Origin of the sequence: Paenibacillus sp. JNUCC-31 (genome assembly GCF_014844075.1) — a bacterium.
Lineage (GTDB): Bacteria > Bacillota > Bacilli > Paenibacillales > Paenibacillaceae > Paenibacillus.
Genome location: NZ_CP062165.1, coordinates 5,505,800 through 5,518,754 on the forward strand (window position 1 = coordinate 5,505,800; position 12,955 = coordinate 5,518,754).

Annotated in this window: 10 protein-coding genes and 2 tRNA genes; 11 read left to right on the forward strand and 1 reads right to left on the reverse strand. The window is 46.1% G+C overall.

Going from position 1 to position 12,955, the window contains the following annotated elements:
* Positions 1 to 57: 57 nt before the first annotated feature.
* Complete coding sequence (locus tag JNUCC31_RS24105) at positions 58 to 1,038, reverse strand: aldo/keto reductase (protein WP_192265442.1); 981 nt, start codon at positions 1,036 to 1,038, stop codon at positions 58 to 60.
* A gap of 231 nt (positions 1,039 to 1,269) precedes the next feature.
* On the opposite strand from JNUCC31_RS24105, the gene leuB reads away from it, so the two are divergent.
* From leuB to JNUCC31_RS24160, 11 genes are all read left to right on the forward strand, one after another.
* A complete protein-coding gene (leuB, locus tag JNUCC31_RS24110; RefSeq protein WP_192265444.1) occupies positions 1,270 to 2,355 on the forward strand; it encodes a 3-isopropylmalate dehydrogenase in 1,086 nt (361 codons plus the stop codon).
* A gap of 275 nt (positions 2,356 to 2,630) precedes the next feature.
* The gene (locus JNUCC31_RS24115) at positions 2,631 to 3,170 is read left to right on the forward strand and encodes a peroxiredoxin (RefSeq protein ID WP_062320195.1); all 540 of its coding nucleotides are present in this window, start codon (positions 2,631 to 2,633) and stop codon (positions 3,168 to 3,170) included.
* Positions 3,171 to 3,528: 358 nt separating this feature from the next.
* Entirely contained in the window at positions 3,529 to 3,945 is a 417-nt protein-coding gene (locus JNUCC31_RS24120) for a hypothetical protein (RefSeq protein WP_062320193.1), read from the forward strand.
* A gap of 440 nt (positions 3,946 to 4,385) precedes the next feature.
* Positions 4,386 to 5,489: a PAS domain-containing sensor histidine kinase gene (locus tag JNUCC31_RS24125; protein ID WP_192265452.1), complete on the forward strand. Its 1,104-nt coding sequence runs from the start codon at positions 4,386 to 4,388 to the stop codon at positions 5,487 to 5,489.
* A gap of 125 nt (positions 5,490 to 5,614) precedes the next feature.
* On the forward strand, positions 5,615 to 6,583 hold the full coding sequence (locus tag JNUCC31_RS24130) for an AAA family ATPase (RefSeq protein ID WP_192265454.1): 969 nt from the start codon (positions 5,615 to 5,617) through the stop codon (positions 6,581 to 6,583).
* A gap of 3 nt (positions 6,584 to 6,586) precedes the next feature.
* Complete coding sequence (locus JNUCC31_RS24135) at positions 6,587 to 7,702, forward strand: DUF58 domain-containing protein (protein WP_192265457.1); 1,116 nt, start codon at positions 6,587 to 6,589, stop codon at positions 7,700 to 7,702.
* A complete protein-coding gene (locus JNUCC31_RS24140; RefSeq protein WP_192265459.1) occupies positions 7,699 to 9,009 on the forward strand; it encodes a DUF4129 domain-containing protein in 1,311 nt (436 codons plus the stop codon). The genes JNUCC31_RS24135 and JNUCC31_RS24140 overlap by 4 nt, the downstream gene beginning before the upstream one ends.
* 85 nt (positions 9,010 to 9,094) lie before the next feature.
* Complete coding sequence (locus JNUCC31_RS24145) at positions 9,095 to 10,051, forward strand: aldolase catalytic domain-containing protein (protein WP_192265461.1); 957 nt, start codon at positions 9,095 to 9,097, stop codon at positions 10,049 to 10,051.
* Positions 10,052 to 10,341: 290 nt separating this feature from the next.
* The gene (locus JNUCC31_RS24150; RefSeq protein ID WP_192265471.1) at positions 10,342 to 12,468 is read left to right on the forward strand and encodes a putative bifunctional diguanylate cyclase/phosphodiesterase; all 2,127 of its coding nucleotides are present in this window, start codon (positions 10,342 to 10,344) and stop codon (positions 12,466 to 12,468) included.
* 136 nt (positions 12,469 to 12,604) lie between these two features.
* Positions 12,605 to 12,678: transfer RNA gene (locus JNUCC31_RS24155), tRNA-Pro, on the forward strand.
* Positions 12,679 to 12,689: 11 nt separating this feature from the next.
* Positions 12,690 to 12,760 (forward strand) — tRNA-Gly (locus JNUCC31_RS24160).
* Positions 12,761 to 12,955 lie beyond the last annotated feature (195 nt).

Sequence of the window (12,955 nt, forward strand, 5' to 3'; positions counted from 1 at the left end):
TAAACGGAAAATCAATATAGACCATTAAAACGGGATAATCTGTTAGTCTGTATAAATTCACCAAGCATATGCGTTCGGAGCTTGTCCTCCCGGACCCGGGAAGATTTCATCCAGACGATTGAGGACCGCTTCATCCAACGTGACATCCAGACATTTAAGCGCAGTTTCAAACTGTTCCAGCGTACGCGGTCCAATAATCGGAGCGGTAACTGCCGGGTTGGCAGCAACCCAGGCCAAAGCGATGGTATCTTGCGGTTCACCGAGTTCGCGGCAAAGTGCTGCGAATTGTTCCAACTGAGTTTGATGGGACTCGATCCGCTCAGCAATGCCACCACTGCGTGTACCTTCCAGTTTCTGGAGTGCATTACGTCCCAATAATCCACCATCCAGTGGGCTCCAAGGAATAACACCAAGGCCCAGCTCTTTCGCTGCGGGCAATACTTCGAGTTCAGGCAAACGGCAGTTGAGGCTGTACTTATGCTGCTCGGATACCAGGCCAAGGAAATGGCGGTTTTTGGCTTCACTTTGCGCAACAGCAATCTGCCAACCAGCAAAGTTACTCGAACCTACGTAACCAATTTTGCCTTGATGCACAGCGTTCTCGAACGCGCCCCAGAGCTCGTCCCATGAGATAGCGGGATCCACATGGTGCATCTGGTACAGTTCAATATGATCGGTTTGCAGACGGCGGAGGGAACCCTCCAGATGGCGTCTTATTTTGTAGGCGGAAAGACCTGCATCGTTGTTTGGGCCATCGGTATCGTCGTGCATTGAGCCATAGACTTTGGTCGCGAGTACGACTTTTTCACGTCTACCGCCGCCCTGTTTAAACCATCGTCCAATGATTTCCTCAGTGAGACCCGAATTTTCGCCCCAGCCGTAAATGTTAGCGGTATCAAAAAAATTAACACCAGCATCGAGTGCTGCATCCATGATACGGAATGCTTCCTTTTCGTCAGTAGCAGGACCAAAGTTCATCGTGCCAAGGCAGATCCGGCTGACTTTAAGACCTGATTTTCCCAAGTACGTGTATTGCATGATTGCAATCCCTCCTGAGTTACCTGAATTTGTCTTCAGGCTTCATTTTAACCCAGTCAGAGGTACAGAACAACCAATCTAATTCGGCTTATAGGTAAAAACTATTAAAGTCATAGATTGTATATCTTGGTCAAATCACCTTCGAATATGATACAAAAGAGAGAGTTAAAAATGACACGTAAATTATTGAAGTGAATAACCGAATGAAAGCATAGAAGGAGTGGACAACCCATGGCAGACGTAAAAAAAATTGCAGTAATTGCAGGCGACGGAATTGGTCCTGAAGTTGTGGCTGAGGCAGAGAAAGTTCTCAAGCGTACGGAGGACGTGTTCGGGTACCGTTTTGAAACAGAACATGCGCTATTTGGTGGAATCGCGATTGATGAGAAAGGTACACCCCTTCCTGAGGAAACACTGACGGTATGTAAAAGTGCAGATGCGGTCCTTCTTGGAGCCGTTGGTGGTCCAAAATGGGACAATAACAGCAAGGAGCTTCGTCCGGAAACAGGCTTGCTAGGTATTCGCAAAGCGCTCGGTTTGTTCTCCAACCTTCGTCCGGCTGTTGTATTTGATTGCCTGAAGGATGCTTCAACCTTGAAGCCAGAAGTGCTTGAAGGTACGGATCTGATGGTGGTACGGGAGTTGACCGGCGGCATCTACTTCGGAGAGAAGTTCAGACGTGAAAGTGCACAGGGCGAAGAAGCCGTGGATACTTGTGCATATAATGTAACAGAAGTGGAGCGCATCGTTCGTCAAGCATTCGAAATTGCTCAAGGACGTCGCAAAAAACTGGCTTCGGTTGACAAAGCCAACGTATTGGAAACCTCCCGTCTCTGGCGTGAAGTCGTTAACCGGGTAGCACCGGATTATCCGGATGTTGAATTGGAACATGTGCTTGTGGACAACTGTGCAATGCAATTGCTGCGCCGTCCATCGAGCTTTGACGTAATCGTGACGGAAAATATGTTCGGAGATATCTTGAGTGATGAAGCAGCGATGCTGACAGGCTCCATCGGTATGTTGGCATCTGCATCACTCGGAGAAGGCAGTTTCGGTCTCTATGAGCCAGTACACGGTTCAGCGCCGGATATTGCAGGTCAAGGCTTGGCGAATCCAATCGCAACGATCCTGTCTTTGGCGCTCATGTTCCGCACAACCTTTGGTTATGCGGAAGGTGCGGATGCTATTGAGGCGGCTGTATCTGATGTATTGAATGCAGGACATCGTACGAGCGACATCGCTGTGGACAAGAGCAAAGCGATTAGCACAACGGAAATGGGCGATTTGATTGTCGCAGCAATTCGTAAACAGGCGTAATATGGCATCATGACAAGACAGCCCTTTAATTTCCGCGAGGAATGATAAAGGGCTGTTCCTTTATGATTTTTGCCACGAAAAGTCCTTATTTATAATCATTATAAAAAAACAACGATTATAATCTTGACTTTGAGAAGTGCGGATGATAACATTTTACTTGTACTTGTTATCAAGTAACAAACCCATTTTAATTACAGGAAAAACGTTCACGTTTTTCTTGATGATGAGCATTCAACTCGAGTGCTTACATAATCCCAAAGGAGGAATTGTTAGTTATGGCAGAACGTTTGGTTGGTAGACCCGCACCGGATTTTGCAATGGAAACAGTATCGGGAGATGGACAAGACTTTGGTTCCGTAAAACTGTCCGATTATCGTGGCAAATGGCTCGTATTTTTCTTTTATCCTTTGGACTTCACTTTTGTGTGCCCAACAGAAATCACAGCTTTGAGTGATGCTTCGGAGCAATTCAAAGCTTTGGATACAGAAATTCTTGGCGTAAGCGTTGACTCCGTACACAGTCACAAAGCTTGGATCAACACACCAAAAGACAGCAATGGCTTGGGCCAACTGAACTTCCCGCTGGCTTCTGACATCACAAAACAAGTAGCTAAAGATTATGGCGTTCTGATTGAAGAAGAAGGCGTTGCACTGCGCGGCTTGTTCATCATCGATCCAGAAGGCGAATTGAAATACCAAGTGGTTAACCACAACGATGTAGGCCGTAGTGTTGAAGAAACACTTCGTGTGCTGCAAGCACTGCAATCCGGCGGATTGTGTGCAATGAACTGGAAACCAGGCGACAGCAATCTGTAAGCCTGATTGAACTTGAACGTTATGGTTCAAGCCCTCATCCCTTTTGGGATTGAGGGCTTTTTGCACCCTTTTGTCAGAATATAAGCCCTTAAGGAAGAAAAGTGTTTAAATAGGGATATAAACGTGGTAATGGTGTATTAGAAGTAAGCCCTCATTTTATTCTTTGGAAAGAGGAATCGAAGGGCTTGAAGGCGAATAGGGTATGGAAACCCGGGAATGATTCCGGTGCTCTGCAATTATAATTAGTACATGAATGTGATACACTATGGAACTATTCCTTTTCTCGGAAGTGCTTAAAGTGTACGGGCTTGCATGTCCAATAAAAAGTCCCGGCACGTTATAAGGAGGGTGAACAAAAATGAGTTACTGTTGTGGGGCAAGTATGGTGGGAACAAAGGGCACGCTGAAGCATTACCGCACCCAGGTTCATAATGTTCCCCTGCTGTTTTGTCCGGTATGTCACCGGGTGGAAGTGCATTATAAAGTGGAGAATGAATATGAAATTCTGGCCGAATATGCGCATGGAGATGGTGCATCGGAGATTGATTTCCAAGATTATGTGACAGAAGATGAAGATGCGATTTTTGAAAATTGCGTGAATCGCGAAAGCGAGGAAGGGATGGTCATTGTACAGCGTCAGATCGACATGTCTCTGGATCTACTCCGGCTTGCCAAGGAAATGAAGGATGAGAAGTGGGAAAGTGAACTTAAGCGCCGATTAGCTGTGATGAGTCAGCGGCGACTCAAAATCCAGCATAACAAGAGTGGATTATAGATTGATTGAAGAATTTAAAATTTAAAACTATACGAACGAAGCTGATTCGCAATCGAGCGAAAAGGCTTCGTTTTTGTTGTGTGGGGAAACTAATTCGCGGTTTTTTTTAAAATAATTTCCATTCGACACTTTCTCCGATTGACTCTCTTCTATAAACTTGTCTATGATAAAAACAGACTTGCAAAAGAGGCGGAGCAAAATTGTTCGTGTTTGGGAATAGGAGAAGGTTAGAATGGAACAGACGTATATTGTTTTCCGGAAGAACTGTTGGTTACCGGGAATAAACCAGCTTGGGTTCCGGACATGCCATCCATATTTTCGGCTCAGCCCCCTAACGAAAGGGCACCGGTAATGAAAAATAAATCGGCCCTTCCTGTTTCTGTGATGATATGATGTCCGAATGGCAAGTTTATCATTTACGTGAAAAGGAGGAACCTGACATGATTAGTGAATTTCAGGATACAGTGCCTCGACCAACGAATGGATTCCCGCCTATACATCTGGATAACAACAAGTATGAGAATGTCCTGGAACATCTGGATAGCGGTATTATGTTGTTTGACAGTCACGGTGTATTGACGTTTATTAACGTTCAGATGGCAAAATTGTTGGAGCTTCCAAGAAGTCTGTTGAGCGGCTGCACCCTGATGCAAATGCTGCATCATCCACAGATGAGCCGATTCAAGAAAAAGAAAATTTTACGTATCTATCGGGAGACTATCTTCCATCGTAAGCGCTATCATGAGCTGATTGATGAGTATGGCAGGCATTGGCTGGTTACAGTAACGTATGGGGATCAGATGGATGGAGACTTTCTGTTCAGTGTAAAGGATGTCTCCGATTATAAACAAATTGAGCAGACTGCTTATCAAAATGACAAACTTGCAATGTTGGGGCGGATTTCGGCATCAATTGCCCATGAGATTCGCAATCCTTTGACGGCTATTCGCGGATTTATCCAGTTGCTTCGGCCTCATTTGCTTCAATTGGGAAAAGACGAGTACGCTCGAATCATACTGACGGAGATTGACAGGGCGAACGATATTATCTACGAATTTCTGAATTCCTCCAAGCCGTCAGCCCCTCAGAAGACCATTATATCTGTTAACTCTTTGCTCAAAGAGGTGGTCTTGCTGACAGAAAGCGAAGGGTTAATGAAGGGATGCGAGATCATCTTAGATGAAGCAGAAGTCCCGTTAAATGTGTCTATTGATGTCAAACAAATTAAGCAGGTTATTTTGAATATGGTGAAAAATGCGATGGATGCCATTGAGGATGTCGGAGAAGAACATGCAGGTCTGATTCGAGTCTCTATGGAAACCGAGAACAAGTATGTGCAGATTTCGATAGCTGACAATGGGCAGGGGATGGACCACAATACGCTTGTACGACTATTTGATCCATTCTTTACCACCAAAGAGAGCGGTACGGGGCTGGGACTTTCCGTGAGTTACCGGATTATCAAAAATCATGGAGGTACCATCTCTGTGGATAGCAAAAAGGGAGAGGGCACCCGTTTCATGATCATGCTCCCTCTGGTGTAAAGACAAGAGCAATGCAACAGGAATTGGCTAACCGCCTGTTCCTGTTGTTTTTTATTGGAACGATTAGGGTTATAGTTAGAATGAATGCGAATACATAAGCTCTATTTACGGGAGGATGGACTGATATGGATATCCAGGGAATGAAACAAATGAACAAACAGCTAATGAACCATGTGGGAACGGTCATCGTGGGGAAAGACCATACGATTGAGTTAGTGATGACAGCTATCATTGCTTCAGGGCATGTCCTGCTGGAGGATGTGCCCGGTACGGGGAAAACCATGTTGGCAAAATCAGTAGCTTCTTCGCTGGACTGCACCTTTCAGCGTATTCAGTTCACACCGGATCTGTTGCCGTCCGACTTGACGGGGATTCATTTCTTCAATCAAAAAGATGGTGATTTTGAATTCAGACCTGGCCCTCTCTTCGCCAACCTCGTCCTTGCAGACGAAATAAACCGGGCTACACCGCGTACTCAATCCAGCTTGCTGGAGTGCATGGAAGAGCGCCAGATCAGTATTGATGGTTCCACAAGGCAACTGGAGCGTCCATTTATCGTCATTGCTACACAAAACCCGATAGATAATCAGGGGACTTTCCCGTTACCCGAAGCACAAATGGATCGTTTCATGATGAAGATCCGAATGGGTTACCCAAACAGTGAAGAGAGTGTAGAAATTTTGAGACGTACGGTAGCACGTCGTTCTGTTGACGATCTGTCCGCTATCATTAGTCGTGAGCAATTGCTTGAGGCACAGAGTACGTATACATCGGTCCAAATCGACGAAGATCTGTTGCGATATATTATCCGTCTGACAGAAGCTACCAGACAACATTCCGAGTTGTCACTAGGCGTAAGTCCACGAGGAGCTCAGGCGTTGCTCAAGGCAAGTCAGGCCTGGGCTGCTTTACATGGCAGAGATTTCGTTCTGCCTGATGATATTAAAATATTGGCGGAGCCCGTGCTAGCCCATCGACTTGTATTCCGTAACCGGGTAAGGCAGCAAGAGGGCTTGGCGGAACGCATCATTCAGGAGCTTCTAACCCAGACAGACGTGCCAACCGAGAATCTTGCTGCAGGCAACGGGCGATAGCTTATGGCATTATTATGGCTTGTCATTGTTGGTGTCATTATGATTGGCGTACAAGGCATATGGTTCGGCCGTCCCGCCTTATACAAGCTCAAGTACACTAGACAATTCAGCAAGATACGTTGTTACGCCGGAGATGAGCTGGAGATGGTAGAGACGATTTCGAATGAAAAACGAGTCTCGGTTCCCTGGCTCAGACTTGAAGCCATGATGCCCGTCTCCTTTGTTTTTCGATCCGGTTCAGGCATGGATATCAGCCAGGGAGATATCTACCAGAATCATAAAAGCATCTTCACGTTGAAACCGTTTACTCGTATTACGCGCAAGCATCCTTTTGTATGCAGCAGACGTGGAATTTATACGTTAAACACCGTGACAATGACTGGAGGGGATCTGTTTGGCCTTTGGCGCGTAACGAAGGCGCTCCCCGTTCATCTGAACATGATTGTGTATCCTTCACTTGTTCATCCTGAAGATCTGCCTGCAATTTATCAGGTATGGCAGGGTGAGGTTGAAGTCTCCCGTTGGATTGTTGAAGATCCCTTTCTCATTCTTGGAGTTCGTCCATATGGTGCGGGCGACCCCATGAACCGTATACATTGGAAAGCTAGTGCTCGTACGGGTGAACTGCAGGTATACAAGCAGGGATGGACTGCGGACCCCCAATCCTGGATTGTGGTCAACATTCAGGAGTCTGCAGACATGTGGAGTGTAGTTACCCGTCCCGAGACGATCGAACGGGCACTCCGTTATGCTGCCACTGCAGTAGTGGATGCGATAGGGAGAGGCTTGCCTGCAGGATTTGCTCATAATGGTTATCGTGTGAGTGGAGGGCAGGATCCATTGCGGATTGAGCCGGATTACGGCAGTCCTCATCTGGAGAGGTTACTGGAAGCTATGGCGGAGACGGAGTTAAAATGCATGGTTCCCATGGAACAATTCCTGAGCGATGAAGTACAACGTAATGAAGAAGCGCAGCAGGCTCGCAGTTATCTCTTAATAACGTCCTATGTATCTCCAGCCATGGAACATGAAATTGCTCGTTTGCATGAACAGGGCCATCGTGTGACCGTACTCCCGGTAGAGGGTGGGAAAAGCGATTCAAAGGCGGTGAGTGCATGAGTGATTCCAAGAGTTCCAAGGAAAGTTTGATTTTATCCATATTGGCAGTTCTATTGATCGGTGTGTACCTCTATCCATTTCTGACGCTTACTTCACTGTATACAGCAGGACATTTGCCTTACACATTAATAGGTATCTTTGTTGTGGCTGGCTCGTTAGGTCAGTGGGTACAGCACAGATTACCAGTTATCAGCGAAAAAAACACATTTATTCGATGGGGCGCTGCGCTGATTATGGGACTGTTGATCTCATTGATTATCGCATTAGTATTGGGGCTTCCTTTACCTGATTTGCTGACAGCAGCGGTGTGGGGAGTGATTTCAGCCTATGTTGGATTGAATTTCCAACCTGTCTTCCGTTCCATTTTGATTTGGCGCTTGCAGATTTTTGGTGTGCTCACTGCGATTGTATGGAGTGGGGCGGCTAACAGCCTTGAATTCATGCAACCTCTTCAGGCGTATGCAGGAACCGTATATGCAGCGGGGGTCATCAGTTTTGCTGGTTGGTTGGTAGGTCAATACAGTGTACAGTTGGACCGGGCGATATTGAATGATGGTCAAAGAAGGATTGTGCTGCGTGAGTTTGCCCGGGCGAATCATCAGCGTTTGGTATGGATGCTGATTGTCATCGCAGGAATTGGCGCTTTCCCCAGTCTTGTTGCCTGGTTAGGTCCATTGCGTGACCGTCTCCTTGCCTGGATCAGAGGTTTACTGGGTTCGAGCTCCAATCAGGATGTTCCGATTACGCCCACAGCTCCCAATGAACCACCGTTGCTACCTGAAGGGATGGAGGCATCAGGGGAGCCCTCTGTTTTCTGGGATATCCTGGGTTGGATAGTTATGGGGGCTGTTGCAGTAGTTGTTCTGTGGCTTATCCTGCGGTTGGGGCAGAAGGCCATAAACAAACTTATGGATCGTTTCAAAGGGATGCTGCAACCCGGTCAGAAGAAGATAGAACCCCGTACAGAGTATGTGGATATCAGTGAAACGTTAGAGGCACCGGCGAGAACGCGGAAATCCTGGTTCCGCAAGAAGGAGTCGCTGCCTTCAAAGGATGCTGAACGTGTTCGATATTACTATCGGAAGTGGATCGACAGAGCTGCAGCCCGGGGAGTGGATATACAGAGTGCACATACGCCACTGGAGGCTGCGGAGGCCATTGTTCAGCATGGAGTCAGAGAAGATGATCAGAAGCTCTCTGCAATGCTGCCGGATAGTTATAATGCTGTTCGCTACGGGAAGAAAACCCCGGACGATTCCGAGATGAGTGAGATTGATCGGATATGGAAATCTTATCGAAGTAAATAAGTCGGGAATCCCTTTACTTTTCTTGTTGCGTTCAAGTATCATGAGAGGAATACACAAGTTGGTCAGAAAAGGAGCAGAGACATTAATGAAGACAAATCATTGCAAAATAGTAGATTGTACAATCCGTGATGGCGGGCTGGTAAATAATTGGGACTTTAGCGTGGACTTTGTTCAGCAGCTGTATGCTGGTTTGAATGAAGCCGGCGTTGATTATATGGAAATTGGATATAAAAATTCGCCGAAGCTCTTGAAGGGAGCGGAAGAGGCGGGACCATGGCGTTTTCTGAATGATGATTTCCTGCGCAAGGTTATTCCTCAGAAAGGAAACACCAAATTGTCTGCATTGGTTGATGTCGGTCGTGTAGATGAGAATGATATTCTGCCACGCAGCGAGAGCATGCTGGATCTGATCCGTGTAGCCTGTTACAGCAAAGATGTGGACAAGGCACTCGCTCTGGTTCAAACGTTCCATGACCGTGGGTATGAAACAACACTGAATATTATGGCACTGTCCAATGTAATGGAGAATGAACTGCTGGAAGCTTTTGAACTGATCAAGGAAAGTGCTGTGGATGTTGTATACATAGTGGACTCCTATGGTAGTCTGGATCATAATGACGTGAAATACCTGGTAGAGAAGTTCAAGACTCATTTGCCGAACAAACGTCTTGGTGTTCATACACACAATAACATGCAACTGGCATTCTCCAATACACTGATCGCGGCTGAGCTTGGTGTTGAACTGCTTGATGCTTCCGTATATGGAATGGGCCGTGCTGCCGGGAACTGTCCGACTGAACTGCTAGTTGCCCACTTGAAAGGCACGAAATACAATTTGCGTCCGGTGCTTGGTGTATTGGAGCAATTGATGGTCCCGCTCAGAGAAAAAGAAGAGTGGGGTTACATTCTGCCTTACATGATTACAGGTACGTTGGATGAGCATCCTCGTTCGGCAATGGCACTGCGTTCGTCAGAAGATAAAGATAAAGTTGTCGATTTTTTTGATAAACTGACAACACCAGAAGTGAATTTCGATAAATAAAATAGGCTAAAATTCAGTTGTAAACTAAAGAAACATGGAGTCCTATTGGGAATCCATGTTTTTTTAGTTCTAAATGCCTTATTTTTCGGCGTTTATATGAATATATATTCCTAGGAGTACATATTTTTTAGTTCACGTCTGCGGAATTAAATGTTATTATGTACCAGATAGCATGTTTGTGCATGTGAATTGAACGTTGGTAGATATGAAAATGTCGAATCTTGTAACAATAGATATTTTTATAGTTAAGGTATTTCAGGATAGGTGATCCCGGGAAGGAAAAACACGGCATGAAGGCTAATCAGCAAGATCAGAGAAAAATAGGTGGGGTCGCTATAGGCGGCTTAATGTGTTTCCTCGCAAGTCAATGGTTTCGTTCCTCTACAAGCTCTGATCTGATCATATCGGGTTACCCGGTTCTGACACTCTTGGGTGGATTCGCTGCGACAGCGGCCTGTATCGGCATTTACAATCAAAGCTGGTTATTCCAGACCCAAAGGCAGACCCTGCGAAGGGTCATGATGACTACGTTGTTTTTATTAATTGGTTTGTTTGAATTGGTTCACATCGTATCTTTTGCCGAAGAAATGCCGAGTGGTGCCATGACCGAGTCCGATTTCTCGCTGAAAATGATGACGCTTGGATCTCTGGTTTGTGCAGCGGGTTTGCTGTTCATTTATACGGTCAAAGAAAAGGAAATTGCGTTACCACGCAAATTTTTGCTGTTTAGCGGAACGCTGGGAATTTTTGTTATGTTATACATATTGGCTATTCAGGAATGGGCTGTGCTGCCAAACTTAATGTCGGGTGATGCAATTAGCGGGATGTTTACCCGGATTCATTTTCTGGTGGGCATCCTGTATGGCGTTACTGCTGCCGTGTTATTCGTTCACTGGAAAAAGAACAGAGAGGGAGATTTGCCTTCCATCCTTTGCGCTATTCTGTGTTTTTTCTATGGCGAATGTTACTTTGTTTCCGCAACGCAGATTAATGATATCAATCTCTTATGGGGTCTGTTCAGCGACTGTTTGGCTTATTTCTTTATCCAGAAGGGTCTATATTCATCTGTAGTGGATACGCCTTTCCTCAAGCAGCAGGTAGCTGAAGCAAAAATGAACTTTATTGCTCATCATGATGATGTGACAGGCCTGCCGAATCGCCGTCGCCTATCTCAACGACTCAAAGTGATGATGGACGAGGCTGTGGTGGAGGAGCAGCTTGTCGGCGTACTGGTACTGAACATTAACCGATTCAAAACGATTAATGATTCACTGGGTCAACAAGCAGCTAACCGTGTACTTCGTCAGGTAGGACAGCGTCTGAAGCATTCTTCGCTCCCCGGAGAGGAAGTGTTCGGACTGGGAAGAGATGAATTCGTTCTGACAATGACAGATTTCTGCATAACAGATACGGCGTTACGGCGGACAAGATCCATTTTGCAACTATTCGAAAAACCTGTAACAGTAGATGGAAACGAATATCATCTCACGCTGGGTATTGGCATGGCGATATTCCCGCACGACGGAGACTCACCGGAGGAGATCATTCAGAATGCGGATACGGCATTGCATCATGCCAAAGATCAGGGAGTGGAGCTCAACCGGTATGCGCACGCGATGCAGATGAAAGCCCAGGAACGGTTGCAGCTTGAGAATGATCTGCGTAAAGCGTTGGATCGGGGACAGTTCTATCTGGTGTATCAGCCGCAGGTTAATTTGGCAAGTGGCTTGATTGTAGGTATGGAGGCTTTGGTACGCTGGCAGCACCCGCTCAGAGGAGCGGTATCCCCTGCTGAATTTATTCCTCTCGCTGAGGAAAGTGGGCTGATTGTTCCTCTAGGAGAATGGGTGTTGCGAGAGGCATGTACACAGAACAAACGGTGGCAGGAAGCGGGTTACCGCAAGCTGTGTGTATCCGTTAACCTGTCTATGAGACAATTCAGGCATTCCCACCTGCTGGATAACATTAGCGGTATCCTCAAGGAAACAGGATTGGAGCCAGTGTGGCTCGAACTTGAGATAACGGAAAGCATGACGTTTGATAAGGACCGAGCCTTTGAACAGTTGCGGAAAATCAAGGAGATTGGTGTTCATATCAGTATTGATGATTTTGGAACAGGGTACAGCTCCCTTCATTATCTGAAAGATCTGCCAATTGATCGACTCAAGATCGACCGTTCCTTTGTCAATGAAGTCATGGAGGATAGTAACAATGCAGCGATTGTGTCGACCATCACATCCATGGCGCATCACTTGCATTTGAAAGTAACAGCTGAGGGTGTGGAAAATGAGGACCAGCTGTCATTTCTTCGTAATCAGCATTGTCACGAGGCTCAGGGGTACTTTTTCAGCAAGCCGATTACAGCAGCGGATTTCGAGGAGAAGTTTTTGAGTGATGTAGATAAACCCACAGGATAGGATGGGCAGAGGCGTAGGACGCTTCTGTCTTTTTTGTTTTGAAAGTTAGGTTGGAAGTGGAAAAAAAGTTGCAAGCCTTGGATGTTCATGGTATATTAGTTTTGTGAAATTCGTGTTAATGTTCCTCGAAACTTAACGGGACGTAGCTCAGCTTGGTAGAGCACCTGGTTTGGGACCAGGGGGTCGCATGTTCAAATCGTGTCGTCCCGATCGTCATTCGTGCGGGTGTAGTTCAATGGTAGAACTTTAGCCTTCCAAGCTAATAGCGTGGGTTCGATTCCCATCACCCGCTTAACTCATGCAACATCCGAAACCCTTGTGAATACAAGGGTTTTATTTTTTTTGGAGGTATATGTACCACAATCGTAATGGATGAAATGTTGATTCCAAATGGCCCATAATAATCGGCTATACATCTGCCAAGCCATATCGCTGAAACCAATTCAAAACCTTTGCTTTTTCCCCATCATCTGGTACAATAACGAAG

What these genes read in the sequence shown, in the direction of transcription:
- JNUCC31_RS24115 (WP_062320195.1), top strand. Translation starts at nt 2,631, where the DNA reads ATGGCAGAACGTTTGGTTGGTAGACCCGCACCGGATTTTGCAATGGAA.
- leuB (WP_192265444.1), top strand. Translation starts at nt 1,270, where the DNA reads ATGGCAGACGTAAAAAAAATTGCAGTAATTGCAGGCGACGGAATTGGT.
- JNUCC31_RS24145 (WP_192265461.1), top strand. Translation starts at nt 9,095, where the DNA reads ATGAAGACAAATCATTGCAAAATAGTAGATTGTACAATCCGTGATGGC.
- JNUCC31_RS24105 (WP_192265442.1), bottom strand. Translation starts at nt 1,038, where the DNA reads ATGCAATACACGTACTTGGGAAAATCAGGTCTTAAAGTCAGCCGGATC.
- JNUCC31_RS24135 (WP_192265457.1), top strand. Translation starts at nt 6,587, where the DNA reads ATGGCATTATTATGGCTTGTCATTGTTGGTGTCATTATGATTGGCGTA.
- JNUCC31_RS24130 (WP_192265454.1), top strand. Translation starts at nt 5,615, where the DNA reads ATGGATATCCAGGGAATGAAACAAATGAACAAACAGCTAATGAACCAT.
- JNUCC31_RS24120 (WP_062320193.1), top strand. Translation starts at nt 3,529, where the DNA reads ATGAGTTACTGTTGTGGGGCAAGTATGGTGGGAACAAAGGGCACGCTG.
- JNUCC31_RS24125 (WP_192265452.1), top strand. Translation starts at nt 4,386, where the DNA reads ATGATTAGTGAATTTCAGGATACAGTGCCTCGACCAACGAATGGATTC.
- JNUCC31_RS24150 (WP_192265471.1), top strand. Translation starts at nt 10,342, where the DNA reads ATGAAGGCTAATCAGCAAGATCAGAGAAAAATAGGTGGGGTCGCTATA.
- JNUCC31_RS24140 (WP_192265459.1), top strand. Translation starts at nt 7,699, where the DNA reads ATGAGTGATTCCAAGAGTTCCAAGGAAAGTTTGATTTTATCCATATTG.